Origin of the sequence: Hoyosella altamirensis, from assembly GCF_014191505.1 — a bacterium.
GTDB lineage: Bacteria > Actinomycetota > Actinomycetes > Mycobacteriales > Mycobacteriaceae > Hoyosella > Hoyosella altamirensis.
The window spans coordinates 526,895-553,672 of sequence record NZ_JACHWS010000001.1 but is presented as its reverse complement, the minus strand read 5'-3'; the positions used below and the strand labels follow the sequence as shown (position 1 = coordinate 553,672).

At 62.6% G+C, this 26,778-nt stretch carries 28 protein-coding genes; 7 read left to right on the top strand and 21 right to left on the bottom strand.

Annotated elements, in window-relative coordinates; translation table 11 throughout:
- Position 1 precedes the first annotated feature (1 nt).
- The 3 genes from FHU29_RS02730 to FHU29_RS02720 are packed head-to-tail and all read right to left on the bottom strand — an operon-like array spanning position 2 to position 1,967.
- The gene (locus FHU29_RS02730) at positions 2–865 is read right to left on the bottom strand and encodes a PHP domain-containing protein (protein ID WP_064439852.1); all 864 of its coding nucleotides are present in this window, start codon (positions 863–865) and stop codon (positions 2–4) included.
- Positions 866–890: 25 nt separating this feature from the next.
- A complete protein-coding gene (locus tag FHU29_RS02725; RefSeq protein WP_064439750.1) occupies positions 891–1,475 on the bottom strand; it encodes a suppressor of fused domain protein in 585 nt (194 codons plus the stop codon).
- Positions 1,476–1,478: 3 nt separating this feature from the next.
- Entirely contained in the window at positions 1,479–1,967 is a 489-nt protein-coding gene (locus FHU29_RS02720) for a YflT domain-containing protein (protein WP_064439749.1), read from the bottom strand.
- Between the two features lie 311 nt (positions 1,968–2,278).
- Here FHU29_RS02720 and FHU29_RS23595 point away from each other — a divergent pair, with 311 nt between their 5' ends.
- The 3 genes from FHU29_RS23595 to FHU29_RS02705 all read left to right on the top strand — a co-directional run bounded on the left by FHU29_RS23595 (position 2,279) and on the right by FHU29_RS02705 (position 5,790).
- On the top strand, positions 2,279–3,496 hold the full coding sequence (locus tag FHU29_RS23595; RefSeq protein WP_064439748.1) for a lytic transglycosylase domain-containing protein: 1,218 nt from the start codon (positions 2,279–2,281) through the stop codon (positions 3,494–3,496).
- A 67-nt stretch (positions 3,497–3,563) separates the two neighbouring features.
- Positions 3,564–4,703 carry an Mrp/NBP35 family ATP-binding protein gene (locus FHU29_RS02710; protein ID WP_064439851.1) on the top strand — a complete coding sequence of 380 codons (1,140 nt, stop codon included), beginning with the start codon at positions 3,564–3,566 and terminating at the stop codon, positions 4,701–4,703.
- A gap of 37 nt (positions 4,704–4,740) precedes the next feature.
- Complete coding sequence (locus tag FHU29_RS02705) at positions 4,741–5,790, top strand: alpha/beta hydrolase (protein WP_064439747.1); 1,050 nt, start codon at positions 4,741–4,743, stop codon at positions 5,788–5,790.
- Between the two features lie 43 nt (positions 5,791–5,833).
- Here FHU29_RS02705 and tatB read toward each other — a convergent pair whose 3' ends face one another.
- The 4 genes from tatB to sigE form a co-directional block, all read right to left on the bottom strand.
- Positions 5,834–6,253, bottom strand: coding sequence for a Sec-independent protein translocase protein TatB (gene tatB, locus FHU29_RS02700; RefSeq protein ID WP_064439746.1), 420 nt, complete (start codon positions 6,251–6,253; stop codon positions 5,834–5,836).
- 62 nt (positions 6,254–6,315) lie between these two features.
- Positions 6,316–7,797, bottom strand: coding sequence for a S1C family serine protease (locus tag FHU29_RS02695; RefSeq protein ID WP_232322925.1), 1,482 nt, complete (start codon positions 7,795–7,797; stop codon positions 6,316–6,318).
- Positions 7,798–7,906: 109 nt separating this feature from the next.
- Complete coding sequence (locus FHU29_RS02690) at positions 7,907–8,359, bottom strand: zf-HC2 domain-containing protein (RefSeq protein WP_064439745.1); 453 nt, start codon at positions 8,357–8,359, stop codon at positions 7,907–7,909.
- A gap of 95 nt (positions 8,360–8,454) precedes the next feature.
- The gene (sigE, locus tag FHU29_RS02685; protein ID WP_423785860.1) at positions 8,455–9,168 is read right to left on the bottom strand and encodes an RNA polymerase sigma factor SigE; all 714 of its coding nucleotides are present in this window, start codon (positions 9,166–9,168) and stop codon (positions 8,455–8,457) included.
- 235 nt (positions 9,169–9,403) lie between these two features.
- Between sigE and FHU29_RS02680 the strand changes: the two genes are divergently transcribed.
- Positions 9,404–10,036 carry an O-methyltransferase gene (locus tag FHU29_RS02680; protein WP_064439744.1) on the top strand — a complete coding sequence of 211 codons (633 nt, stop codon included), beginning with the start codon at positions 9,404–9,406 and terminating at the stop codon, positions 10,034–10,036.
- A gap of 34 nt (positions 10,037–10,070) precedes the next feature.
- Here the strand turns inward: FHU29_RS02680 and glgC are convergent, their stop codons facing one another.
- The 12 genes from glgC to FHU29_RS02620 form a co-directional block, all read right to left on the bottom strand.
- On the bottom strand, positions 10,071–11,285 hold the full coding sequence (gene glgC, locus FHU29_RS02675; RefSeq protein ID WP_064439743.1) for a glucose-1-phosphate adenylyltransferase: 1,215 nt from the start codon (positions 11,283–11,285) through the stop codon (positions 10,071–10,073).
- A gap of 58 nt (positions 11,286–11,343) precedes the next feature.
- Positions 11,344–12,231: a putative RNA methyltransferase gene (locus FHU29_RS02670; RefSeq protein ID WP_064439742.1), complete on the bottom strand. Its 888-nt coding sequence runs from the start codon at positions 12,229–12,231 to the stop codon at positions 11,344–11,346.
- Between the two features lie 6 nt (positions 12,232–12,237).
- Positions 12,238–13,722, bottom strand: a complete 1,485-nt coding sequence (locus tag FHU29_RS02665) for a leucyl aminopeptidase family protein (RefSeq protein WP_232322924.1) — start codon at positions 13,720–13,722, stop codon at positions 12,238–12,240.
- Between the two features lie 86 nt (positions 13,723–13,808).
- A complete protein-coding gene (locus FHU29_RS02660; RefSeq protein ID WP_013808139.1) occupies positions 13,809–13,976 on the bottom strand; it encodes a DUF3117 domain-containing protein in 168 nt (55 codons plus the stop codon).
- Positions 13,977–14,169: 193 nt separating this feature from the next.
- Positions 14,170–14,748 (bottom strand): DNA-3-methyladenine glycosylase I, encoded by a 579-nt coding sequence (locus FHU29_RS02655; RefSeq protein WP_064439740.1) that lies wholly within the window; start codon positions 14,746–14,748, stop codon positions 14,170–14,172.
- Complete coding sequence (locus FHU29_RS02650) at positions 14,739–15,035, bottom strand: DivIVA domain-containing protein (protein ID WP_064439739.1); 297 nt, start codon at positions 15,033–15,035, stop codon at positions 14,739–14,741. The genes FHU29_RS02655 and FHU29_RS02650 overlap by 10 nt, the downstream gene beginning before the upstream one ends.
- Complete coding sequence (locus tag FHU29_RS02645; protein WP_064439738.1) at positions 15,032–15,985, bottom strand: glucosyl-3-phosphoglycerate synthase; 954 nt, start codon at positions 15,983–15,985, stop codon at positions 15,032–15,034. The genes FHU29_RS02650 and FHU29_RS02645 overlap by 4 nt, the downstream gene beginning before the upstream one ends.
- Positions 15,982–16,866 carry a dihydropteroate synthase gene (gene folP / locus FHU29_RS02640; protein ID WP_064439737.1) on the bottom strand — a complete coding sequence of 295 codons (885 nt, stop codon included), beginning with the start codon at positions 16,864–16,866 and terminating at the stop codon, positions 15,982–15,984. Before folP ends, FHU29_RS02645 begins: the two co-directional genes overlap by 4 nt.
- 26 nt (positions 16,867–16,892) lie before the next feature.
- Positions 16,893–17,756 carry a potassium channel family protein gene (locus FHU29_RS02635; protein WP_064439736.1) on the bottom strand — a complete coding sequence of 288 codons (864 nt, stop codon included), beginning with the start codon at positions 17,754–17,756 and terminating at the stop codon, positions 16,893–16,895.
- Positions 17,757–17,784: 28 nt separating this feature from the next.
- Complete coding sequence (locus tag FHU29_RS02630; protein WP_064439847.1) at positions 17,785–18,351, bottom strand: LOG family protein; 567 nt, start codon at positions 18,349–18,351, stop codon at positions 17,785–17,787.
- Positions 18,352–18,356: 5 nt separating this feature from the next.
- Positions 18,357–19,121, bottom strand: a complete 765-nt coding sequence (locus FHU29_RS02625; RefSeq protein ID WP_064439848.1) for an LOG family protein — start codon at positions 19,119–19,121, stop codon at positions 18,357–18,359.
- A 52-nt stretch (positions 19,122–19,173) separates the two neighbouring features.
- Positions 19,174–19,641: a MarR family winged helix-turn-helix transcriptional regulator gene (locus FHU29_RS02620; RefSeq protein WP_064439735.1), complete on the bottom strand. Its 468-nt coding sequence runs from the start codon at positions 19,639–19,641 to the stop codon at positions 19,174–19,176.
- 51 nt (positions 19,642–19,692) lie between these two features.
- Here FHU29_RS02620 and FHU29_RS02615 point away from each other — a divergent pair, with 51 nt between their 5' ends.
- A complete protein-coding gene (locus FHU29_RS02615) occupies positions 19,693–21,807 on the top strand; it encodes an MMPL family transporter (RefSeq protein ID WP_064439734.1) in 2,115 nt (704 codons plus the stop codon).
- Here FHU29_RS02615 and dapE read toward each other — a convergent pair.
- Complete coding sequence (gene dapE, locus FHU29_RS02610) at positions 21,764–22,828, bottom strand: succinyl-diaminopimelate desuccinylase (RefSeq protein WP_183377456.1); 1,065 nt, start codon at positions 22,826–22,828, stop codon at positions 21,764–21,766. The genes FHU29_RS02615 and dapE overlap by 44 nt on opposite strands.
- Positions 22,829–22,938: 110 nt before the next feature.
- Between dapE and dapD the strand changes: the two genes are divergently transcribed.
- Positions 22,939–23,916 carry a 2,3,4,5-tetrahydropyridine-2,6-dicarboxylate N-succinyltransferase gene (dapD, locus tag FHU29_RS02605; protein ID WP_232322923.1) on the top strand — a complete coding sequence of 326 codons (978 nt, stop codon included), beginning with the start codon at positions 22,939–22,941 and terminating at the stop codon, positions 23,914–23,916.
- A 112-nt stretch (positions 23,917–24,028) separates the two neighbouring features.
- A complete protein-coding gene (locus tag FHU29_RS02600; RefSeq protein ID WP_064439731.1) occupies positions 24,029–25,351 on the top strand; it encodes an amino acid permease in 1,323 nt (440 codons plus the stop codon).
- On the opposite strand, the gene FHU29_RS02595 is transcribed toward FHU29_RS02600, so the two are convergent.
- Positions 25,344–26,753, bottom strand: a complete 1,410-nt coding sequence (locus FHU29_RS02595; RefSeq protein ID WP_064439730.1) for an acyl-CoA synthetase — start codon at positions 26,751–26,753, stop codon at positions 25,344–25,346. The genes FHU29_RS02600 and FHU29_RS02595 overlap by 8 nt on opposite strands.
- Positions 26,754–26,778 lie beyond the last annotated feature (25 nt).

Below are 26,778 nucleotides of genomic sequence, written 5' to 3'. Positions count from 1 at the left end.
CTCACTCTCCCACTACGACCTCGACGCCGGTGCCCGCGGCGACAATGGCATCGAGTTGAGCGGGGGCCGTCGTGAAGGCGCCCAGCCTGATGTGCTTGTTCGCTCCGTGATAGTCCGACGAGCCCGTCATGATCAGCGAGTAGCGGTGCGCGATCTTAAGCAGGAGCTCACGGTCAGGCGCCGAATGATCTGGATGGTCGATCTCGAGCCCGGCGAGCGCGCCGCTCTCCGCGAGGTTTTCAATGTGCTCGAGGTCGACAAGCCGGCCCCGCGCACTTGCTCGGGCGTGGGCGAGGACAGGCACTCCACCTGCTTCTCGCACCATTGCGACCGCAGAGCCGAGATCGGTGTTCCGCATCGGCACGTAGTAAGGACCGCGCGGCGAAAGCAAGTGCTGAAAGGACTCCTGCACCGATGAGACGACGCCCGCTTCTGTGAGGGCTCTGGCCAGGTGTGGACGCCCAACCGCTGGCCCCGCTTCCGCGAGAATCCGTTCGGCATCGATGGGGAGTCCGTCCGCCTGCATCCGTTCCGCCATGGTTGCGATGCGTGCGCGCCGCGCTTCACGTAGCCGTTTCCGCTCGGCAGCAAGCGAAGAATGGTTCGGGTCGAATAGATACGCCAGCAAGTGGACGGAAACGGGATATCCGTCTTCTCCCCTGCCGACGCACGACATCTCCATGCCCCTGATCAGCACCATTCCCGCAGGCAAGGCCGCGGCAGCCTCATCCCATCCCGACGTCGTGTCGTGGTCAGTCAGGGCGAGCACGTCGATTCCGGCAGCAGCAGCATTCTCGATCAGCTGTGCCGGGGAGTCTGTGCCATCCGACGCTGTCGTATGAGTGTGCAGATCGATGCGCGTCATCTCCGCATCATCCCACTCCACATCGTCACGTCATCCGAACTGCAGATCGAGCGGGGTCAGTCGTGTCGATCGACGCCTCTGCCCAGGCTTCCCGCAGCGCTGGAACGCCACGCAGGCGCACCCACGCCGCTTCCGTCGAGGTAATCGGCACCGCATCGAAGAACTCGATAGGTGACATGGGATCCGACAGAGTGAGCGGTTGCACCTCACTGCGCCCCAGGACCACTGCGGTGAACGCTGCACCGGGCCACAACGGCTCACTCAGGTCGATGAGGGAATCTTCCGCGAGGATCAATCCTTCAACACCGGGCGAAGCGGCGATCACGGCGAGCGGGCGAAGGACTTGGTCGACTCCGCCGCGCAGTCGCATGACAACCTCCGCGCGCGGGCCACGCACCGGGTCGGCCATGATATCCGCGGGATCGCCCATGGGTTGCTGGCTGCAGCCGCACGTCGCGTAGTAGACGAGGCCGCCGGGCGCGGGGCCGAAACGCAAGACTTCGATGGGTTCCACGCCCAGGAAGGTCACCGACGCGGCCGCGGGTTCGCCGATCGCAAGTTCAGTTGTGATGTGAGCCCGCACTCGGGCTGGCAGATCACGCGCGGACATGGTTCAGTGGCCCCCCGCTAGGCGCGCGAGCAAGTCACGCCCCCGCTCCGCATTCGTCGGATTGCATAACACGTCGTATCGGCCTGCTACAAGTTGCATCGTCGACTGGAAATCGCGCTGTCCGCGCGAGGCGGCATATTGGACGGCCTGCATGACTACCCAGAACAGGACGCCGAAGAAGATTCCGGTGACGAGTGGCTCGAGCAACTGCCCAGTGAAGATTCCGATGAGCAGACCAATGAAAACGCCGATCCATGCACCGGTGACCACCGCCCCACCGATCACGCGTGGCCAGTTCAGCCGACCGGTGACCCGCTCGACCTGCATGAGGTCGACTCCGACAATGGTGACGTCCTGCACCGGGAACTGCTGGTCAGACAAATAATCAACCGCACGTTGTGCCTCAGCGTAGGTCGGGTACGCGCCAATAGGCCATCCAGTTGGCGGGGTGGGCAGCCCAAACTTCTTCGCCCCGCTAAGCGGACTTGTCATCGTCACTCTCCTCGAGGGTGATGAGGCTTTCGGCCGGTCTGCGCAGCACGGCCTGCCGTCCCGAATAGTTGCTTCTTTCCCGATAACGCACAGCGCACGCGGGAAGTGCCAGCCAGTGCTCAACTGTGACTCTAATCCCACGCGTGACATCCGGATCTTCGGCGCAAAACCGACAGATCCAGACCAATGGTACGGCCTAGTTCCTGAGAGTTGACCGGACCGCGGATCAACTTGGTCAATCGATGCGCGCAACTCGGCAACGTGTATGTAAAGTTAGTCACGTTTTGACAACGAAGGTGAGGAATTCGCCAGTGCCGACGAAGAAGCGCCGCGACACGTCACGCAACCGCCGCAGCAGCGTTCTCGCGATGGCCGGTCTGCTCCCGGCCGGGCTGTTCGGGGTTGCAGCAGCATCAGACCTTGAATCGTCCGACACGGCCGCGCAGGCCGTGCATGAGGTCGAGATCAGCCACGCCGCAGCAGCCGCCTACAACGACTCGTCTGTTGGCATGGTGACGCCCGTACTGCGCAATCCGACAGTGTTGCGCAGCCAGCAGACGGTCGCAGCCGACGCGATTGCCCAGCAGGCAGGGGAAGACCTGCTTGAGGGCCTCAACCTTGCCGTGGGTGAAGCTCTGAACAATGTGACAGTGAACCTGGGGGCGTTCGCGATTCCCGCTGTCATGCTCGAGGCTTACAAGAAAGCTGCAGCCCAGATGGAGGCACTGCGCCCCTCGTGCGGCATCTCCTGGACCCTCCTTGCAGGCATTGGACACGTTGAGTCGGGGCACGCATCTGGGGGCGCGGTTGACGTAAACGGGCGCACACTGCGTCCGATCCTGGGTCCGCGGCTGGATGGGACCACACCGAATACTGCCGTGATCCGTGATACCGACGGCGGCGCACTTGACGGCGACAGCCAGTTCGACCGTGCTGTCGGCCCGATGCAGTTCATACCGAGCACGTGGCGGATGTACGCCACCGACGGCAACGGTGACGGCCAGGCGGATCCTCACAATGTCTACGACGCGACGGTCGCGGCGGCGAAGTACCTGTGCGACGCCGGCGGGGATCTCACCGTGGCCGGCAACCAGGAGCGAGCCATCCTGCGTTACAACGCATCGCGCAGCTACCTGAATAACGTGCGGAACTGGGCAACCGCCTACGCGACCGGTGTACTTCCCACCCCGACCGATCTGCCGCCAGCCGGCGCACTTCCCTGGGAGTTGCCAGATCCTTCCGCGGACGCAGCTAGGGACCCGATGTCCTCGCTGATCGACGAGTTGCGACGCGGTGAGGATGGCGAACTCGACGACGGGGACGAGGATGAGACCCGCGATGAGGACCGCCCACGGAACCCACTCGACGAGCTGGCCGAGATGCTTCCACCGCCGCCTCAGGTCCCCTGCGTGATCTTCTGCGCTCCGCAGCCCGGGCCAGGTCAGGGTGACGAGGGGGCACCGCCTCCGCCGCCACCGTCGCTGCCTGAAATTCCCGGTCTCCCCGACCTCCGGCTCCCATTCCCGTGATAGGAATCCGCCCCCAGCTGACGGGCAAGTCGCCGCACGCTGGGGGCGGCGCCTATGATCGATGGTGATGTCCCAACTTACTGAATCGGCCATCCGGTCAGCGCTTGCCCGGGTGCAAGACCCCGAGATCCGCAAGCCCATAACTGAACTTGGCATGGTGAAAAGCATCGACATCACCGGCGATGGTGATGTCGCGATCGGCATATACCTCACGGTGTCCGGGTGCCCCATGCGTTCTGAAATCGAGAACCGCGTGTCGTCGGCTGCAGCGGACGTTCCTGGGGTACGCGATGTGAGCGTCACCCTTGACGTCATGGACGATGAGCAGCGCAGCGAGCTGCGAAAGAAGCTCCGCGGTGACTCCGCGGAGCCGGTCATTCCCTTCGCTCAGCCGAACTCACTTACGCGCGTGTACGCGGTCGCTTCCGGAAAGGGTGGCGTCGGAAAGTCCAGCGTCACCGTCAACCTCGCCGCTGCCCTCGCGGCACGGGGACTTTCCGTGGGCGTCCTAGACGCCGATATCTACGGGCATTCGATCCCGCGCATGCTTGGGACTGACGCGAAACCAACACAAGTCGAGCGGATGATCCTGCCGCCCATTTCGCATGAGGTGAAGCTCATCTCGATTGCCCAGTTCACCACTGGCAACGTTCCAGTGGTCTGGCGGGGGCCAATGCTGCATCGTGCTCTGCAGCAGTTCCTTGCCGACGTCTTCTGGGGTGATCTGGACGTCCTCCTGCTCGACTTGCCGCCCGGCACAGGGGACATCGCGATTTCTGTCGCACAGCTGATTCCTGGCGCTGAGATCCTCGTTGTCACTACTCCGCAGCAGGCGGCCGCGGAAGTGGCGGAACGCGCGGGCGCTATCGCTTTGCAGACGCGGCAACGCGTCGCTGGCGTCATCGAGAACATGTCGTGGCTCGAACTAGCTGACGGCACGCGCATGGATATTTTCGGCTCCGGCGGCGGCCAGGTGGTGGCGGACCGGCTGACTCAATCCATCGGTGCGAGCGTGCCGCTACTCGGCCAGGTGCCCCTCGATCCCGCGATCCGGGAAGGCGGCGATGCCGGAATGCCGATCGTGCTGAGCCACCCTGACTCCGCGGCCGGCGAGGCTTTGCTCGCTATCGCTGAGAAGCTCGCCGTAAGGCAGCGCGGGCTCGCTGGGATGTCGCTGGGCATCGACACCACGCGGCATCTGAGCTGACCCAGCACCACTCGGGCAGCGAGAAGGGAGAGGCACGGTGCAGGCCGACAGAATCTCCTATGATGATCCTTCCGACGCTGCCTCTACTGCGGATGAGGACGGCAGCGCCTTCACCGTGCACCATGGTCCGCCGAGTGCGCGATCACGGGTGATCTGGTGGTGCACTTGGTTGTTCGTCCGGCCCCTCTTCCTTTTGTGGCCGCTCGGGGTGCTCGGCTTCTCGCTGATCGTCGCGCTATCGGGACGCGTTGATCGTCGTCTGACTGCGCGCGGAAAATCCTCCCGGTGCACGTACACGCCAGCTGAACTGGGCGGCTGCCCGGCGGAATGGGTGTCGCCCCGGAACTCCCCGCCCAAAGCAAACCGGCCGGTCATCCTCTACCTCCATGGCGGCGGATTCTATTTCGGCGGTCTCGGGACGCACCGCCCGATCTGTACCGCGCTCGCACTGACTGTTGATGCCGATGTCGTGTCGGTCGCGTACCGGCAACTGCCGGACGGCGGCGTAGGCACGTCGATAGCTGACGCCATCAAAGCGTACGAGGAGTTAACCGAGACAGTGCGGCCGTCGCGCAAGATCTTCGTAGCGGGTGACTCGGCAGGCGGGTACCTGACAATGAAGGTAGGTGAACTGGCCGCGCGGCGGGACCTGCAAGTCCCGGACGGACTCATCGGCTTTTCTCCGCTGCTGTCGATGTTCCCTGAGCGCTACCACGTGGCCCGGCCAGCGAAGGACGCGTACCTCCCAGCCAGGCGGGTCGTGCGGGTCCGGCGGCATTGGCTGTCTGGGGAGGTTCCCGTCGAGGGCGTCCTGTCCCCGCTTCATGCGTCTGACCTCATCACCTCGCCGGTGTTCCTCACCGCTGCGCACAATGAGCTTCTCGCCGCGGATATCTACGAGTTCGGGCGTGAACTTCACCGCCGCGGGGTGCGCGTAGAGGTTCATGCATGGACTCAGCAGCTCCATGCTTTTCCGGCCATGGTATATCTGGTACCCGAGGCTCAGCAGGCCGTCGGCGAAACCGCAGCCTTTATCAGGTCAATTGTTGATCAGGAACGACAGGACAGAGAGCACTACCACGAGTGACACGAGCACAGCCCACACCATGAGCAGCCGGTTGTTCTGCATATCACGTCGCATCCGTGTCGATGGGTGGCTGTTCATTCATGCTGAGAGGCGCTTTCTCTGGATTCATCTGAGGCTTGCTGCCGCCAGGTTTTCGGCCCGCCGCACCAGAAGAGGCCTGGTCTGGGGAGTCGAAGTTCCCTGTGAAAATCGAGTCGTCACCGTCGAGTAGATGTTTCGTCACTGCTGCCCGCGGCGACATGTTGCGAAGGTTGCGCAACTCGTTGAGAGGCTCACGGAAATCATCGAAATCGGTGCCCATCTCGTCACGGATCTGTTTACTCGCACCGGCAACGTAATCGCGTCCTTGACGCAACGCGCGAGCGGTCCAGGTCATGGCGCCAGGAAGCCGCTCAGGTCCCAGGATGACAAGGGCAGCGACCATGAGAATGAAGATCTCGCCCCAACCGATGTTGCTGAACACGTTGCTAGCTTACTTGCTTCGCAAGAGGAACGAACGCCATGTGAGAGAGCTTGCCCCGTTCCTCACGGCAGAGCCTCGGGGGTGATCTCCACATCGATCAGTCTGCCGGTTCTGATCAGCTGCAACGTGACCGTCTCACCGATCGCGAGACTGTTCACCGCGACTGAAAGCTCGTCGGCGCTGAATACCTCGCGCTCGCCGACTCGGACAATGACATCGCCCTCCCTGATTCCGGCACGTTCGGCAGGGCTGTTGCTGTTGACATTGGCGATCTCGGCGCCCGTTGCGGCCTCATTTGCCACAGTTCGAGCGGTAACCCCGATACTCGGGTGTTCTGCCCGTCCGTCGCGAATGAGCTGCTCGCTTACGGCTACGGCAATGTCAGACGGGATCGCGAAGCCCAGGCCAATCGAACCGCCCGTCGCGGATCGAATGGCCGTGTTGATTCCTATCACTCGTCCCTCAAGGTCGACGAGCGGTCCACCGGAGTTGCCTGGGTTGATTGAGGCATCCGTCTGTATTGCGTCGATCACGCCGTCTGTGTCAGTCCCCTCCCCAATGAGAGGAACTGGACGGTTGAGTGCGCTGACAATTCCCCTGGTCACCGTGCGATCAAGTCCGAGCGGTGCACCTATTGCGAGAACTTCTTCCCCCACCTGCACGGACTCGGATGTGCCGAAGTCAGCGACGGTGAGGTTGTCCGCTGAGGTCCGGATGACAGCAAGATCTGTGCGAGTGTCACGGCCAACGATGTCTGCCGGCGCTCTGCTGCCATCGAAGAAGAGGACTTCGATTTCGGTGTCACCACCGCGCGCAGCCATCGAAATCACGTGGTTGTTCGTGACGATGTATCCGTCTCCGTCAATCACGACACCGGAACCCGTGGCTGACTGATTTCCTGCCCGGACACGGATGGAGACCACCGCCGGGGTGACAGCTCGCGCGACCGCAGAGATCGGACCTAGTGGGTTGTCCCCGTCCGATGATTGCTGCGCGATCGTCACGCGTGAACTGGTCCGCGCTTCGTAGACTTCAGCCGTCAACCTGCCGAGCAGGCCGCCAGACAGGCCGATGACTAATGCGATCGCTCCGAGTAGAGCGAGCCCGCGCACTGATACCCGGCGACCGAACAAGACATCGCGTGCGGTGAGCCGTGGTGCCGGAGGCTGATCCGCTGGATCCGTTGCCACCGTCTCGCGCGCCGGGGACCCCAGTTGCACAGCGGAGTCTGGATCCCGCCAGGGATCTGACTGAGTCAGCTCCTCGTGCGGGCTAGCGTGCTGCTCGGGTGGGCGCTGCAACTGCTCAGAAGTGTCAGGCGGGCGGCCGAATGCTTCAGCGAGCACTGGATCGGCCGGTTGAATCTGAATCTCAGGAGTCTCGCGTTCGCGGGCGTTCGCAGGAGTAAACGAACCAGACACTCCGTCCGGCCGCCGGAACACCCGCTGCGTTTGGGGGTCAACCTCCGGACTCGAGATCGGGCGGGGCTCCAGCCGGGGGCGATCGCTGCGATCGCGGGACCGCCCGATATCACCGTCGTCCACTAGCCACCCAGTCTTCTCGATCTTTCGCCACGCCCCACTAGCGGCGCGGCAGCACTTTCGGCGGGGCGGGCAACGGCGAGCGCTGCCACTCTCACTGGCGCTGGCACCCTTACCGGCGCTTCCGCCGAGCTTGCGCGGATTCGGTGGGTGACGCCACAGGAAATTCGGAGCCCGGAAATTCCGAGCGCAGTGCAGCACTGGCAGGAATCTGCGAGAGCACACTCAGCAATGACTCGGGAACTCCTACGGGTCCGGATTGCCGCAGTGCGGACCTGGCTTGTATCTGCGCGCTCACCTGATCGCGGCACTCATCACACATCGACAGGTGCGCGCCAGCCCTGAGATAGGCAGACATCGGCAGTTCCCCGTCGACATACGCGGCGATCGCTTCGTGAGCGAGGTGCTCGGTAGCCCGAAACGCGCGCTGACGTGGAGCACGCTGGGTCGATGCTGGGGAGATCGGAGACATAGACGCCGGAAACCCCGAACCTGCACTCCAAGCGGAGAAGGACGGAAGCCTCCAGCCAAACATTCGGCGCGGCACGCCGCCTGGTGACACCATCACACCTCCTCGATCACTTCTGCTCTATCCAAGGTACGCCAGAATACTTGGTCGCGCGCTTCTCCACAGTACCGAAAGTTGCTCCCGCCATCCCGTCACACAGAGGTAGGTGCCAGCCCCTGAGTGCCCAGCACACCCATCTGCCTGAGGTTTTCACGCAACGCCTGGCGTCCGCGGTGAATCCGGCTGCGGACAGTTCCGAGCTTCACACCGAGTGTTGCGGCGATCTCCTCATAGGACAGCCCTTCGATGTCACACAAGACCACTGCGGCACGGTAGTCCGGAGCGAGTCCGTCAAGCGCCCGCTGCAGGTGCGGGTCGAGTCGCGAGTCGTGGTAAATCTGCTCCGGATCAGGACCGCCCGAGGGCACGCGTTCGTAGTCTTCGGGCAGCGCTTCCATCCGGATCCGGCTTCGCCTGCGCACCATATCGAGGAACAAGTTAGTGGTGATTCGGTGCAGCCAGCCTTCAAACGTGCCCGGCTGATAACTCGACAATGAGCGGAAAACCCGGATGAAGGTTTCTTGGGTCAGGTCTTCGGCGTCGTGAGCATTACCGGAAAGTCGGTAGGCGAGCCGGTACACGCGGTCGGCATGTTCGCGGACGAGTTCATCCCAGCTCGGCAAGGGGACCTGCCCGTCGGACGCGTCGAATGCGCCCGTGCCTGACAGGTCCGGGTCCATATCAGTGTTGTGAACTTCGGCTTCCTCACCCGTCGATGAGGCTCTCTTTTTGCTCGCTCCCGAGCCCAGTACGCGCATCAAGCTTTGTGCCGCCTCCCCGTCAAGACCACTGTCACGCGACATCATTGTCAGTGTCAACCTCCGGCTTCGCCGAGATTATTCCCGCTCGGGCGATGCCGGAAACGTCCAGTCGCCTGAACGCCTGCGCATCGCGTTGTGCAGTCGCACCGGTCCTACTCTGATCTGTCACTCTCGCCGGCCCGAATGTGCACGTACTATGAGTGCCCTGAGTACAGCCTGAGAAACCTTTTTCCGCGCGCCTGCCACAATTACCTGCTGATCTGGCGATAACCTCGAAGCCGTGCTTGCAAATGCCGACCTCATGCTCTCCCACGCCGAATCGTCAACGATCGAGGACGACGTCCTCCGCGCGGTCCGCGAGCGAGCCGACGATCTCGGTGCACGCGCGGTCACGCCTGCGATCGGCGCGACGCTTGCCCTTCTTGCGCGACTGTCGGATGCTCGCGCTGTCGTCGAAATCGGCACGGGCGCTGGCGTGAGTGGCTTGTGCCTGATGCGTGGCATGCGCGCCGACGGCGTCCTGACGACGATCGACACCGACACGGAGCATCTCCGGGCCGCACGCCGCGCATTTCAGGAAGCGGGCATTTCGTCCACGCGAACCCGTCTGATCAACGGCAGAGCACTCGACGTGCTCCCACGGCTCGCGGACGCGTCGTACGATCTTGTCTTCATCGACGCAAATGTCGTCGATCAGCCGCAGTATGTTGCTGCAAGCACCAGGCTGCTCAGGCCAGGTGGGGCTCTCGTCGTCAATGCCTCCATGCTCGGTGGGCGTGTTGGTGATCCTAGCCAGCAGGACGCGGCGGCACTCAGTGCCCGGGAGGCAGCACAACTGATAGCGGACGATGAGACCCTGACTAGCGTCCTCATTCCGCTTGGCGAAGGCCTGCTCTGCGCGGCGCGAAAGTAACCAAGCCTGCGCGAGCCTCGACGAAGCTCAGGCGCTAGACCCAGACGCCTTTTCCGACTGCGACGACGCCGCCCTGGCTGACGGCAAATCGTTCGCGGTCCTTCTCTTGATCCACCCCGATAATTGCGCCTTCACCGACGACGACGTTCTTGTCGAGTATTGCGTGGCGCACGATAGCTCCACGCCCGATCCTCACTCCTGGCATGAGCACGCTGCCTTCAACGGTGGCGCCAGCGTCAACGATGACATTCGAGCTCACGACTGATTGCCGGACAACCGACGCGGAGATCACGCTACCCGCACCGACAACGGACTCCTGGGCAATCCCACCCTCGACGAACTTGGCTGGAGCGAGGTTCTCGGCTGCGCCGCGAATAGGCCAGCGACGGTTGTAGAGGTTGAACACGGGCTGCGGCGATACCAGATCCATATGAGCGTCGTAAAAGGCATCGATGGTGCCGACGTCCCGCCAGTAGCCACGGTCGCGTTCTGTCGCACCTGGCACGTGGTTGTCGTTGAAGTCGTAGACCGCAGCTTCGCCCCGCGACACGAGCATCGGGATGATGTCGCCACCCATGTCATGGTCGGAGTCCGAATCTTCCGCGTCGCTTCGCAGCGCGTCGACGAGCGCCTTCGTACTGAAGACGTAATTGCCCATCGAGGCGAAGGTGACGCTCGGGTCGTCCGGTGTACCTGGCGGGTCAGCCGGTTTCTCGAGAAACTGGGTGATCTGGCCTGAACTGTCCGCTTCGATGCAGCCGAAAGCCCGCGCTTCGGCTCGCGGCACGCGAATGCCCGCGACGGTGACTCCGGCACCAGATTCGATGTGCTGCGCCACCATCTGTTCCGGGTCCATGCGGTATACGTGGTCAGCGCCGAACACCACGATGTACTCCGGGTCTTCATCGAATACGAGGTTCATCGACTGAAAGATCGCGTCCGCACTTCCCGTGTACCAGCGAGGACCGAGCCGCTGCTGGGCGGGGACAGGAGTGATGTACTCGCCCGCCAGCCCAGACAGGCGCCAGTTCTGCGAAATATGGCGATCGAGGGAGTGGGACTTGTACTGCGTGAGGACACAAATCTTCAGATAGCCGGCGTTAACTAGGTTGCTCAACACAAAATCGATGAGCCTGTACGCACCGCCGAAAGGCACGGCAGGTTTAGCCCTGTCTGCGGTCAGCGGATAGAGGCGCTTGCCTTCACCGCCAGCGAGAACGATCCCGAGAACGTGCGGCTGACTCCTCACGCTTCTCAACCTATCGTCGCGTGCAGAGCTTGCCAACCTTCGGCACGGCGAGGCTAGGTCACGTCTGCGTGAATACGGACACGTCAACTGAAACTGTCACGGAGAAGGCCGCATCCGCGTCCCGGCCGCTATTCGCCGCCTCAGCGGCGGACACAATGACGCGGTGCCGCTCGGCGTCGTTGAGATGATGCGCTGTTGGACCCATTGCGAGCAGCAGTTCAGCGGCGGCGGTGGTAAGCGCGCACTGGAATTCGATGCGGCGCCGCTCATCCAGCGCGAATCTCGCCGCTGCAAGGCTGGCAAGCTTGCCCGCCTTATCTTCATGAACGCTCACGACGCCCGGCACGGAAGTTAGCTCGCGCAGGTGCTGTGGCGTGGGTGTGACAACAATCCAGGTGCCCTCTTCCTGCAAAACCCGCGCGATCTCCGGAACGTTGCGCGGCGCAAAAACAGACAAGACGACGTCCGCAGTTCCATCACGTAGCGGGATCTGTCGCCACGTGTCCGCAACGACCCCGCAGCTTCTCACATGGTGGCGCGCGAGACGGCGTGCGGCGAACTTCGAGACGTCGAGTCCTATCCCCTGGGCGCTCGGACAAGCGGCGAGGACTGCCGAAAGATAATCCCCCGCACCGGCACCGACGTCCACCACAACGGGCGACGCTTCGAGCGATGAGGAACCTCGACAGTGTCGCGCGGTGACGATCTGTGTGACGTGATCCTGGATTGGCTGATAATGACCCCCGCTCAAAAACTCATGCCGGGCCGCGAGCATCCCACTGGTATCCCCAGTTATGCCGTGCAGCGGCCCCTTGAGTAGCGTGACATAGCCCTGGCGCGCGATATCGAACGAATGGCTGGCCGGGCATTTCAACTGGCGTTCACACTTCCGCAGTGGCCCGCTGCAGTGCGGGCACATCAGTAATTCGACCGCAGTATCAAGCACGATGTCTCACGGCTGGCTGGGTGGGGTCCGTGCTGGTTCCACGTTTTCCGCACACCATTCGACGAACGTTGCGAGGGTCCGCGCCCCGAATCCGCTCGCAACTGGATTCACTTCGTCGTACGCGTCCTCAGACCGCGCTGGGCCTGCGATGTCGAGGTGTACCCAGCGCGCGTCGCCAGCGAACTCTTTCAGGAACAGGGCAGCGGTGATCGCGCCTGGGCCGCCTGGCGCCTGCCGGAGGTCGGCAATCGTCGAACGCACTGCTTCGGCGTGCTCTTCAGATAGCGGTAGTCGCCACCACCGCTCACCAACTGCGCTGCCGCTGTTGCGAATCGCCGCATCGAGTGCGGCGTCGGCTGTGAATACAGCACCAGTCCGCATGCCGAGTGCAACTTTCATGGCCCCGGTCAGTGTTGCGATATCGATCAGGACGTCAGGGGCCAGGTCCTCAACCGCGTAGGCAAGCGCGTCGGCGAGCACCATGCGGCCCTCCGCGTCGGTATTCGACACCTCTGTCGTCAGTCCCCCGTAATGCGTCACCACATCTCCAGGCCGGTACGCACTCCCGGAGAGCATGTTCTCCGCGCTCGGGACCAGCGCGGTGACACGTACGCGCGGAGCGAGGTCAGCTATCGCGCTTACTGCAGCGAGAACCGCCGCGCCCCCGGCCATGTCGGTTTTCATCAAGTGCATGTTCGCGGGCGGTTTCACAGATATTCCGCCGGTGTCGAAGGTAATCCCTTTGCCCACAAGGACGACATGCGGGAGTGCTTCACCAGCCGATTCCGGCGGCGCCCAGGAGATTTCCATGAACCTCGGTGGCTCGGACGAGCCGCCTCCCACCGCGAGCACTCCACCGAATCCGCGGTCCAGCAGCCAGCGTTCATCCCTGACGCGAAAGTCGACATTCGCGGATGCGAGTGCGCGTCGCGCGTATTCGGCGAGCCCTTGGGGGCTTTTCAGATTTGAGGGAAGGTTCGCGAGGTCCCGTGCAAATGCGGTGGCACGGCCCAATAGGTTGCCGCGACGCACAGCGCTGCTGACGTCACGTTCGCTGACTAGCCGCACGTGAGGAAGGTGCCTTTCCTCCCCACTCCCGCTGAGGCGCAACTCATGTGAACCCGCAACAAGCCCGATCACCAGTGCCTCAATGGATAGGTCGTCGATATCAACGGTAAGCACGATGTCGACTCCGCCTGAGGACCGCCGCGCAGCGCGCTCACGCAGAGCACGGATCAGCGTGGCGCCCGCCGCACGCCAGGGCTTGCCCCGGTCTTCAATACCGTCACCAGCGCAGGCGTCTCCGGCGTGCCGGTCGACACGCACCTGCCAGCGGCCGCCCGCATCTCCTGGGATCTCGACTTCAGGACGATTCGACGCGGGCGACACGAACTCAACGACTATTTCCGCCGCTGCGCTTTCCTTGGTATCGGCAGACGATATCCACGTCACTGCAGCGAGCGGCGTCGGAATTGCGGGACCTTCGGTCATTTCACCTCGCATGCCAGGGCCCCGTGAACCAGTGGGTGAACCAGCGGAACACAGGGCCCAGATGATCGGGGCTGGCGATCAGCAATTCAGCTGGTCACAGTCTTCAGCGCCTCTCCCAGATTAGCGGCTTCGTCTGGCGTTAGCTCGACGACTAGTCGCCCACCACCCTCAAGCGGCACACGCATTACGATCCCGCGCCCCTCCTTGGTTGCCTCGAGAGGACCGTCACCAGTCCGGGGCTTCATCGCCGCCATCTCTGCTCCCTCCAAAATCTGTGCACATTCCGCTGACGGCGGAATAGCCGAGTCAGACACTTAGTCTAATCGTGCCGCCGCCGTGCCCGGGAACCTGTCCCGCGCGGGCGCTGGCGCTGTACGCTCCTCATTCTCCCCTGAACAGCTTAGTTCCGAGCAGCACGACACCGCACATCCGGCCGCGCTTAATCGCTCAGGCAGGGCTATTCACCCGTACCGGGCACGTTTCTAGATGGTCGTCGACCATTCCGGTCGCTTGCATAAGTGCGTACGCGGTGGTCGGCCCAATGAATGCGAAACCACGGCTCTTGAGTTCTTTGGCCATTGCCGTCGATTCAGCGGTTATCGCGGGAATTTCTGCAATTTCGCGCAAACGGCGCGGACGCGCTGGTGGCGCAAATGACCACAACAACTCGTCGAGATCGCAATCAAGGTCAAGAACACGGGAGGCATTGTTCACACACGCGTCAATTTTTCGTTTGTTCCTGACAATGCCTGAGTCACTGAGCAGGCGTTCGATGTCGTCCGGACCGAATTGCGCAACTGTCTCAACGTGAAACTGAGCGAATGCCGCGCGAAATGCCTCACGTTTGCGGAGGATGGTGATCCAGGACAGCCCCGACTGGAATGCTTCGAGACAAAGTCGTTCGAAGAGCGCATCGCGCCCGTGCAGCGGCCTGCCCCATTCTTCATCGTGGTACTGCTCATAGAGCGGATCTCCCCGGGCCCAAGGGCAGCGCAGCCCGGGGTTTTGCCCGTTTATCAGCGACATCGCGACTCCCGCGCCTCGTCAAGCTCAGCGCGCAGGTGGTCGATCTCCGCTGCGAGACGGTCGAGCGCCCAGTCCACCTCCGATGTCTTATAGCCGCGGAGCGCTTGCTGAAACGTCAGCTCGCGGACGTCATCTCCGCGAATGTCGGTCAACGGTAGCGCCGTTGGTGTAGTGCCCGGTGGTAGCGGTGGCAGCGCTTCGCCGCGCCCGAAAACGAGCGCGGCGAGCAAGAAGAACACACCCGCGACCCCGGCGAGAATCAGGACATAAAGCAGAGCGGTTGTCACGCTCTCATCTTGCCCCGATCATGGAGCTCATGCGCAAGGCGCACGAGAGGGGGCCTGTCCTGGAGGGCCACGGTCGACGTCACTGAGGAAAACGACTCTCCGGCCGGCAGGTACTGGGTGAGCCCCACTCCTGAATCCGTGACACCCACCCGCTCGAGCATCGTCGCCAGTATCTGACGGCTCATGAAGCCGAGATCGGTCAGCGGCCGGTTGCGATGCTTACGGACACCCAGGTTCACCTGAGCTATCGCATCGATTCCCCATTGATGGTAGGTGTCAAGCAGGAGCCCAATTTCCACGCCGTAACCGGGGGCAAAGGGTACCGACTCGAGAAGCTCACGTGTGCCCGCGTATTCCCCGCCAAGAGGCTGAAATACCGCCGAAAGCTCCGGGCGCAGCGCGGTGAGCATCGGTCGTGCGACGAGCTCGGTAACACGGCCGCCACCGTGAAAGTGCTCCGCACCTCCATCGAGCAGTGGCCGCCGGTAGAAGCCTTTGACGAGGTGTATTCCACGACTCGTCAGCAGCGGTCCCAGCAATCGCGGTACGAACATGGGGTCCGGCTCAATGAGGTCAGAGTCGATGAACACAATGATGTCACCGGTGCTTGCAGCCACACCGCGCCACAGCGCTTCACCTTTGCCTGGAAGCGGATCGAGATCGGGAAGCGCTTCCTCGCGTGAGAACACGGTGGCGCCTGCAGCGCGAGCTACGTCAGCAGTGCGATCTTCCGACCCAGAATCGAGGACGATGAGTTCGTCGACAAGACCGGCAGTCAGCGGGCGGATGGTATCGAGCACACCAGCAACTGAGTCCTCCTCATTGAGCGCAGGCAGCACCACGGAAACCGTCCGGCCGCGTTTCGCGGCGACGAGTTCAGCTACTGTCCACTCCGGCTCAGTCCAGCTGTTGGTCTGCATCCAATCATGGCGCAGCGGTGTGATTGTCATGCGAGACCCCTCACTGTTCGGGCGGGCGGGCGTGTTCCGGCTATTGCAGCCACCATGTCGAGAACCCTCCGCGTCTGGGCCACCTCATGCACCCGGAACATTCGCGCACCAGACCAGGCTGCTACAGCTGTCGCTGCCAAGGTGCCCTCCAATCTTTCGGTCAGACCCACATCTAGAGTCTCCCCGATGAAATCCTTATTGCTCAGCGCCATCAAGACTGGCCATCCGGAATTCACAAGAACGTCCAATCGCCGCAACAAATCGAGCCCGTGAAAAGTGTTTTTGCCGAAATCATGTGTCGGATCGATCAGGATACCGTCTGCACGCACGCCAGCCGACAACGCTCGATCGGCAGCTCGGGTCACTTCCTCAGCCACTGCGGCCGCAACGTCGGCATAGCGCACGCGGTGGGGTCTCGTACGCGGTTCGGCGCCTCCAGTGTGCGAGCACACTATTCCCGCACCAAGCTCAGCAGCAACGGCCGCCAGTTCTGGATCAGCGCCCGCCCACGTGTCATTTATCAGATCCGCGCCCTCCGCGCATGCCCTGCGGGCAATGTTCGCGCGCCATGTGTCGACGCTGATGACGACGTCTGGAAATGTGCTCCTGACCGCAGCGACAAACGGCACTACGCGGCGCATCTCCTCCGCTTCGTCGACTTCCCGTCCGGGGCCTGCCTTCACGCCGCCTATGTCGATGACATCGGCGCCCTCATCGACCGCGCGACGGACCGCCTCCATGGCTGCCTCGTCTCTGAAAGTGGAGCCGCGGTCATAAAAGGAGTCCGGCGTGCGGTTGACTATGGCCATCACGAGAGCCCGGTTCACGGGTACGGGCTTGCCGCACAGTGTTGGCGACAACGCGGGGCATCGGGAGTGCATACTCCCATCGTGTCACGGTGGTGATCTCAGACCCGCTGCTGCGCTGCGTAGATGTCGAGGACCGCGGCAGTATCGCCCCCAGACCGGACGAATCGGTGATCAATGAGGTCAGCCAGCCTGTCTAGCGCGTCTTCGAGGACACGGCCCAAGATCCGCACGTCAGCCAGTTCCGCCCGTTGCGCCTCACGGGCGAGCGATGCGACGAAGTCGAGCTTCGTGGCAAGGGTCGATTGAGCGCCGCCATCGCGGAAGTAGTACGTCTCCGCATACTGATCCAGATCGATCCGGACCTGCGCGAGACCGGCCGCGACTTCATCGAGCACCCTTGCGGCCGTACACGCATGCATCTCATTGAGATTGTCCGCGAGACCTCCCACAGCTAGCATCTCCAACCGCCGCGCAAGCACTCGCCGCCGCGAGAGCGCTGGATAAACCTGCAACACCCACGAAACAGCCGCAGTGAGCAGCGCGAAGCCGACGAGCGCCTGGAGCGGGGTCACGATGCGCAGCCATTCCGCTGTCGGAACGATGTCGCCGTATCCGAGTGTCGCAAGAGTGACAAGCGACATATACAGGGCGTCGAGAGCTTGCCCGGGACGTTCTGGATCCAGTCCCAGCTCGTAGCTGAAGCTGTCCGGCATATGCGGGTAGTAGATGAGCGCCCAGCCGAGTACCACAAGCGCGCCCCACGTACCGATGACACCGAACATGGCTAGCGGGCCACTGAGCCTGCGCCCGCGCCCGCCCAGCGCCGCGGTGGCCTTCCAGACCGCGAGCAACACCACATGCGCAATCCGCCCCTGGCCGCTTGTGTGCCACAAGGTATGGAATATGTCCCAAAGCACCGTGCACACCAGCAGTGCACCGACTGCAGTTATCGCCCAATCCATCTATTGACCTTATCCAGCGACTAGCGGCTTACGGTCCCACACCAGAGTCCGTGGCGCACAGGTCAAGCGCGGCCCCAACTGACGTCGCTATCTGGATCCTGTCGAGCGAATGCTGACTCACGAACCCGCTCGGCACGAGCGACTTGATCCAGTCGAAGAAGCCTGCAAAATGGTCCATCGGGTCGAGGACGACCAGCGGCTTTCGATGCATACCGATGTACCCGGCGGTCCACGCCTCGGTAAACTCCTCCAGCGTTCCGATCCCGCCAGGCAGTGTCAGGAACGCGTCCGCGCGTTCTTCCATGTGCTTCTTTCGCTGTCGCATGGTGTCGGTGACGATCAGTTCGTCGGAATCCGTATCGGCGACCTCACGGTGTACGAGCGCCTTGGGGATCACACCGACGGTCCAGGCGCCGGCTGAGCGCGCCGCGGTGGCGACCGCACCCATCATCGAGATATTGCCGCCGCCCGATACGAGTCCCCATCCCCGATCGCCGATTGCCTCGCCTACTTCAGCCGCGAGTTCGAGGTATTCAGCTGGAACGGGGCCGGAGGCACAGTACACGGCCACCATGAGCTGGCCTCGCCGTTTCATCTTTGTCACTGCCTATCTGTCGATATTTGCTGGTGAAGCAACTGCTGGGCGGCGTCGATGAGTTCGACGACTTCGTCCACGCTGTCCGTGACATGGATGAGACCGACGTCGGTTGCGCCGATCTTCTCCGTGCCGGCGAGTTGCTCGCGGATCCAGTCCACCAGGCCGCCCCAAAAAGACGAGCCGAACAGGATTACCGGAAACCTCGTGATCTTGTTGGTCTGCACCAGGGTCAGCGCTTCGAAAAGTTCATCCAGCGTGCCGAACCCTCCTGGCACACACACGAAAGCCTGTGCATATTTCACGAACATTGTCTTGCGAACGAAGAAGTACCGAAAGTTGATACCGAGGTCCACCCACTCGTTGAGTCCCTGTTCAAATGGCAATTCGATGCCGAGCCCGATGGAGTAGCCGCCGGACTCGCGGGCCCCTCGATTCGCAGCCTCCATGGCTCCTGGCCCACCGCCGGTGATGACGGCGTACCCGGCGCGCACGAGTGCTGCGCCGATGTTCCGCGCTGCTTCGTAATCCTCGCTGCCTGGTTGCAATCGCGCGGATCCGAATACGGACACCGCCCGGGGCACCTCAGCAAGCGCGCCGAAGCCTTCCACAAACTCTGCCTGGATCCGCAGGACGCGCCAGGGGTCCGTACGCACCCAGTCATTGGGCCCGCGGCTATCAAGCAGTTGCTGATCCATAGTTGTCACAGCTGACGTACCATCTCGCCGCTGGACAACCGGACCGCAATATTGATCCCACCATTTACCCATCGAATCATCGGGACTCTGCGATGGGATCTTCTCTGACGCCATGCGGCGAAGACTATCGAATCTGCGCCGCTCCGGCCTCACCGGTAGTGAGAGTGTCTAGATGTGCGAGCAGTTGCAGAAGGAGCCTGCGGAGCTCGCCGTGTTCCGGCAGGCCCGCTACCAGACGTGGATCGTCGCGCTCGAGGGCGTGCAGTTCCCGGTAAATCCGGTACCCACCATCGGTGATCTTGATAGTGCTCCGGCGCGCATCGTGCGCGTCGCGGCTTTTGGTGATGTATCCGAGCTGACTTAGCCGCTCGACTGTCCGGCTCATCGTCTGGTCGGTCACGCGACACTGCTTTGCGATCTCTCTCTGATACTGAGCGCCCCGCGCGACACAGTGAAGGGCGACCAGTCCCGCGTGGGTCAGACCGCGTTCGTCCAGAATTCGCTCCCACGCGTGCTCAAGCTTTCGTGCCGCGACGGACAGGAGCCTGCCAGTCGGCCATGCTGCAAGTTCATCGCTGATTTCTTTGCTCATTTACCCCACCCAGTTGCAAAATGTTCAGCTTGCTGAATAATTGGCTGAATCATGAACACCAGTACCCGAACCATCCGCTGGCTCCTGCCCGCATTGCTCCTCGTCGCGTGGCTCGCCCTCGGAGGAGTTGCTGGGCCGTTCGCTGGCAAGCTCGGCGAAGTACAGGTCAACGACGCTGCCGCCTTCTTGCCTCAATCGGCTGAGTCGACTGAGGTACAAGACTTGCAGCGCCTGTTCTCGGACACCACCGCCATCCCTGCGATCGTAATCGCCGAGCGCGAGGGCGGCACCGAGGACGCTGACTTTGCCTACCTCGCCGGCACGGTCGAGGACGTCGCCCAGAGTGAGCGATTCGCAGGACCCCCCTCGCCGCCCATACCCTCGAGCGACGGTCAGGCCATCCAGATCGTTGTGCCTGTCGACGCCAACGGATCAGTCGCCGATGCGGTCGATGAACTGCGCAACGGGTTTGTCGGTGCCCCTGACGGCCTCAACGTGTTCGTGACGGGTCCAGCCGGATCAAGCGCCGACCTTGGAGCGGCCTTCGCCGGTATCGATGGCCTGCTCCTGATCGTTGCCGCTGTAGTCGTGATCATCATCCTGGTCATCGTCTATCGCAGCCCACTGCTCCCCTTCATCGTCGTTCTCAGTGCAATCCTTGCCCTTACACTGGCCAGCCTCGTTGTCTACCTGCTCGCGGACGCGGGGACCGTAACGCTCAACGGGCAAAGCCAGGGCATCCTCTTCATCCTCGTCTTTGGCGCGGCAACCGACTACGCACTATTACTCGTCGCACGGTTCCGGGAAGAGCTACGGACCTCGACTGACCGGTTCGGCGCGATGCTGCGCGCATGGCGTGCCGCTCTGCCTCCCATTGCCGCTTCCGCCGGAACCGTCGTTGCGGGCGTGCTATGCCTCCTTCTCTCCGACCTGAACTCCAACCGGAGCCTCGGGCCTATCGCGGCCATCGGCATCACCGCGTCATTCATCGCGACCATGACTTTTCTGGCCGCGATTCTCACCCTGCTCGGGCGCAGCGCCTACTGGCCCTCACGTCCGCGTTTCTCACCGAATGCGGAGAGCGAAACCTTCCGTAACTACCGCTTCTGGGCAGCGCTGGCAAAGCGGATCGAGGCGCATCCGCGCAGATACTGGACTGTCCCGCTCATTGTGGTTCTTGCCTTCGCCGCTTTCCTGCCGCTGCTGCGTGCCGATGGCGTGGCCCAGTCCGAAATATTCCTGCTGCAAGTTGAGTCGCAGGAAGGCCAGCAAGCCCTCGAACGGCATTTCGACGCGGGCGCCGGATCACCGGCCATCATCATCGCCAACGAAACCGCCGGCGACGAGGTCCTCGCTGCGGCACAGATCGAAGGGGTTGCCGATGTGGTTCTCCTGCGGGACCGCGCAAGTGGCGAACCGCTCGTTCGGGACGGTCTTGTCCAGATCGAAGCCACCTTCGCAGCGCCCGCTGATTCAGCTGAAGCCGAAGATGTCCTGCGAGAACTGCGCAGCGCCGTGGCCGGAGTTGAGGGCGCAGAGGCCAAAGTGGGCGGCCCAACGGCCGTCCAGATCGACACTAACGACACCTCCAAGCGGGACCGTGCGCTCATCATGCCGCTGGTGCTACTGGTTGTCTTCACGATTCTCGCAGTTCTCCTTCGCGCCCTGCTCGCACCGCTTTTCCTGATTGGCACCGTCGTCGTATCCTTCGCCGCGACCCTGGGTGTGAGCGCGCTGGTGTTCAATTACGCGCTGGGATTCCCTGGGGCCGATCCGGTGATTCCGCTGTTCGCTTTCGTGTTCCTAGTCGCACTCGGCATCGACTACAACATCTTCCTGATGACGCGTGCGCGAGAGGAGGCACTGCAGATCGGCACGCGAGACGGGGTTCTGCGCTCCTTGGTCGTCACTGGCGGTGTGATCACCTCCGCGGGGATCGTCCTCGCGGCGACCTTCGCTGCACTCTCGGTGATACCGCTGATCTTCATGGTGCAGATCGCGTTTATCGTCGCCTTCGGCGTGCTACTCGACGCCCTCATCATGCGTTCCCTCATAGTGCCCGCAGTCGTGCGCGAAGCGGGACCGATTATCTGGTGGCCAGGAAGCCTCTCGCGAGAAGCCGTTAGTCCGCCAGATAAGACCGCAGCAGTGCCGTCACCGAGGTGATCTGCTCAACGGGAAGGTGCTCGTCACGGCGGTGAGCCAGATTCGGATCGCCCGGCCCCAGGTTCACCGCCGGCACGCCACGGGCAGCGAAACGCGACACGTCCGTCCAGCCGTACTTCGCACGCACCGCTCCGGCTGCGGCGACCAGCTCCGCAGCTGCCGGATTCGACAAGCCCGGCAAGGCTCCGGGCGAGCTGTCTGTGATCTCGAAGTTCAGGCTGAGGCCGTCAAAGACACCGGCCACGTGCGCCACCGCGTCCTCCACGGACCGATCGGGAGCGAATCGGAAGTTGACATCTAGCGATGCGTCATCGGGGATGACGTTGCCCGCTATTCCTCCGCGAATATTCACCGCGGACAGGCCCTCCCGATAGACACACCCGTCAATGTCGACTGAGCGTGGGATGTACTCAGCCAGGCGAGTCAAAGCCGGTCCGAGCTTGTGGACTGCGTTCTCGCCCATCCACGATCGCGCGGAGTGGGACCGCACGCCGTTCGCAGTCAGCCGAGCGCGGAGCGTGCCCTGACAGCCCGCCTCAATTACACCGGCCGTAGGTTCACCGAGGATCGCAACGTCGGCTTCAAGCCACTCCGGCAATTCACGTTCAATGCGGCCCAAACCATTGTGAACAGCCGCGATTTCCTCACAGTCGTAGAAGATCAACGTGACATCGAAGCGCGGATTCTCCAGAGTGGCGGCGAGGTGGAGGAAGACCGCGTCCCCTGACTTCATGTCCACCGTGCCACAACCGTGAAGGATGTCGCCGTCAAGCTTCGATGGGACATTGTCCGCGATCGGCACTGTATCCAGATGTCCAGCGAGTATCACCCGCCTCGGCATTCCCCTGCTGGTCCGGGCGAGCACCGCGTTTCCGTTACGGACGATCTCGTATCCTGTGGTCTGCTCCCGCAGCGCTGCTTCAACTTCCCCAGCAATCAATGCTTCATCGTGAGAGACGCTCGGAATGTCGACGAGCGCCGCAGTGAGCGCGATGGGGTCTGCACGAAGGTCGAGAGTCACAGGTCCCAGGCTATCGGCCGCTCCGGTCCGCTAGGCCGCAGGGGTTCCAGTCACCCTCATGACGCCGAGATTTCCCCATGTGTCAGAGCGGGGCGGTAACCTGTCTGCCCGTGAGCACAAACAGTACTGCAGCAACGGGTGCACAAGCGATCGGCATCGCCAACATTACGACCGACGGCACCGTCCTCGACACGTGGTATCCGGAACCGGAACTTGGGACGTTCGGGGCGGCCGGCACGGAAACTCTGAACATGGCGGACACCCCGTCGGACCTGATAAGTCTGGTCGGCAATGACGATGAGCGCGGTGTCCAGAAAGTCGCCGTGAGAACGACTATCTCGTCCCTCGATGAGCCTCCTGTCGATGCTCACGACGCATACTTGCGCCTGCACCTCGTCTCGCACCGCCTGGTTCAGCCGCACGGACTCAACCTTGATGGTGTCTTCGGCAAATTGTCCAACGTGGTGTGGACCAACTACGGCCCGTGCGCTGTCGAGGGCTTCGAGAAGGTGCGCGCCCTTCTGCGCAGGCATGGCCCCGTGACGGTTTACAGCATCGACAAGTTCCCGCGCCTGGTCGACTATGTCATTCCTTCTGGTGTTCGCATCGCCGACGCCGACCGGGTACGACTCGGCGCTCATCTTGCTTCTGGAACCACCGTCATGCACGAGGGTTTCGTGAACTTCAACGCCGGCACGCTTGGCACGTCGATGGTGGAGGGCCGGATCTCGGCCGGAGTGGTGATCGATGACGGTTCAGACGTTGGTGGCGGCGCATCGATCATGGGCACGCTCTCTGGTGGCGGCAAAGAAGTGATTTCGGTCGGCAAGCGCTGTCTTCTCGGCGCCAACGCTGGAGTGGGAATATCCCTGGGCGACGACTGTGTTGTTGAAGCCGGACTGTACGTCACCGCAGGAACCAAAGTAACGGTCATCACGCCGGACGAGACCCAGACGGTCAAAGCGCGTGAACTCAGCGGCGCCAGCGGCCTCCTATTCCGGCGCAACTCGCAGTCCGGCGCTGTGGAAGTCGTTGCACGGGAAGGCACAGGAATCGAACTCAACGCCGCACTGCACGCTAACGACTAACGAAAAGCCCGAAGCACACGGAAACACAGAGACCGCAGAGAAATTGACAACATCTACTCAGACGCCACGGCCCGCACACCTCGGGCATGGCCTCAGGGTCCGCCATCTCACCATGATGGGACTTGGATCAGCTATCGGCGCCGGGTTATTTCTCGGCACCGGAGCGGGAATCGCCACCGCGGGCCCCGCAATCCTCATCTCCTACTGCATCGCAGGGATTGTTGTTGTCCTCGTGATGCGCATGCTGGGCGAAATGGGCTCAGCAATCCCGGCCAGCGGATCGTTCTCGCACTATGCTCGCATCGGAATTGGCCCCTGGGCGGGTTTCGTCATGGGCTGGCTGTACTGGGCGCTGCTCATCATGGTCATCGGCGCGGAGATCACCGGCGCGTCCGCGATCATGCACACCTGGCTTCCTGCGGTCCCCCAGTGGGTCATTGCGCTGATAATCGTCGGTTTCTTCGCCGCGGTAAACCTTGCCCGCGTCGCCAACTTCGGTGAGTTCGAGTTCTGGTTCGCGCTCATCAAGGTCGCAGTCATCATCGGCTTCCTGATTCTCGGAGTGTTGCTGATCTTCGGCCTTATGCCCGGCACCGATCCCGTTGGCTTCACGAACCTGCTCGGTCATGAAGGTTTCCTGCCCAACGGCATCGCGGGCATTGCTGCCGGGCTGCTGATCGTCGCTTTCGCATTCGGCGGGATTGAGATCGTGACAATCGCTGCAGCCGAATCCCGCGACCCGGAGCGCAGCATCGGAATCGCGGTACGCAGCGTGATCTGGCGGATCAGCGTCTTCTACATAGGCTCTGTCGCTGTCATGGTGTTTCTGTTGCCGTGGAACTCGGAAAGCCTCGCGCAAAGCCCCTTCGTTTCCGTGCTGAGCCTCGCGAACGTACCCGGCGTGGCGGGTTTCATGGAGTTCGTCGTCGTCGTGGCGCTGCTGTCCGCCTACAACGCCCAGATCTATGCCACCTCACGGATGGCGTACTCGCTATCAAGCCGCGGCGACGGGCCGCGGATCCTCACACGGCTCTCCGCGAATGACGTGCCGATCTATGGGGTATCGCTTTCCGTTTTCTTCAGCCTCGTCAGTGTCGTGCTCATCTGGTGGCTTCCTGACACCCTGCTCGGCATCCTGCTCAATGCCGTCGGCGCATCGCTCCTGGTCATCTGGATCTTTATCGCTGTCTCCCAGTTGCGTTTGCGTCCGCGCCTCGAACGGGAAGGGAACTTGCCCCTGCGCATGTGGGCATTTCCCTATCTGACGTGGTTCACGCTGGTGCTTCTCGGTGGTCTCATCATGCTGATGCTTACAGACACCGCTGCACGCGAACAGTTGATCTCGACGGCAATCCTGTGCCTCATACTGACCGCTCTCGCGTTCCTGAACGAACGGCGGCGAGGCCTACGCCGGGGTGAACTCGAATTTAGCTGAGCTGCCTCTTCTGCACCTTCCCCATCGCGTTGCGGGGTAACGCATCGACGACTCGGACTTCCCTGGGCCGCTTGTGCGCTGACAGGTACTTCGCCACGAACTCGATGACGGCAGCGCCATTGTCGGAACTGTCGACATCGCCCACCACGTACGCGACTGGCTTCTGCCCGAGATCGTCATCAGCCACGCCGATGACCGCGGCCTCAGTGATTCCTGGATGAGCGAGCAACGCGGACTCCACCTCGCCTGCGCCTATCCGGTAGCCGCCTGATTTGATCAGGTCCGTGGACTCTCGCCCCACAATCCGGTGGAATCCGCCTTCGTCGATCGCGGCAATATCGCCCGTGCGGAACCACCCGTCCGCAGCGAACGCAGCGGCAGTCACCTCTGGCTGGCCGGTGTAGCCGCTGAACATCATGGGGCCGCGGACATGCAATTGTCCGATGGACTCCCCGTCATGACTGACTTCACTGCCATCCTCGCCGACAATCCGCGTACTCACTCCCCGAAGGGGTTGTCCCACCCAGCCCGGACGGCGCTCACCATCGGACCGTGCACTCACGGTGATCAGCGTCTCGGTCATCCCGTAACGCTCCACAAGCCGATGCCCGCTCAACGACTTCATACTCTCGAAAACCGGCGCTGGCAGGCCGGCGCTTCCTGACACCAGGAGACGGGCTCCCGAAAGCTCTTTAGCCGCTGAGGGATCTGCCGCTATCCGTGACCACACAGTTGGCACACCGAAGTACAGGGAGCCCTTCGCCCCCGCGTAGCTCTCGGGCGAGGGTTTACCGGTATGGATCAAACGTGAGCCCGTGCGAAGCGGGCCGAGCAGCCCTAGAACCAGACCGTGAACGTGGAACAGCGGCAAACCGTGCACGAGAGTATCTTCCGCGGTCCATGCCCAGGCTTCAGCAAGTGCGTCGAGGCCCGCTGCGATGGCACCCCGGCTGAGTACCGCTCCTTTTGGCGGTCCAGTAGTTCCGGACGTGTACATAATGAAGGCCGGAGTGTCCGGGAGCGGCTCGAACAGTTGATGCCAATCGCGGGCGTGTATGCGCACAGGGATTGCGCGCAGTTGCGGAATTCCAGGCAAGTCCGGTGCGGAGCCGAGCCATGCCTGCGCACCGGAGTCACGGAGAATATGGCCTACTTCTGCTGGCCCTGAATCCGGCGGCACAGGTACCACGGGCACGCCAGCGAGGAGCGCCCCAGTCACTGCGACAATGGTTTTCGCCGTAGGACTGGCCAGCACCGCTACCGCCGCCGCACCCTGGACACGCGCCGCAGCAGCCGTCGCTGCGCCAATCAGCGCTTGCCGAGTTAGGGACTCACCGCCGATCGTGAAGGCAGGCGAAGTGTCATCACTGATGGCCGCGTCGTGCAGTGAGGTAAGAAGCACACCGCCAGCATAGTGGGCTGGCGGC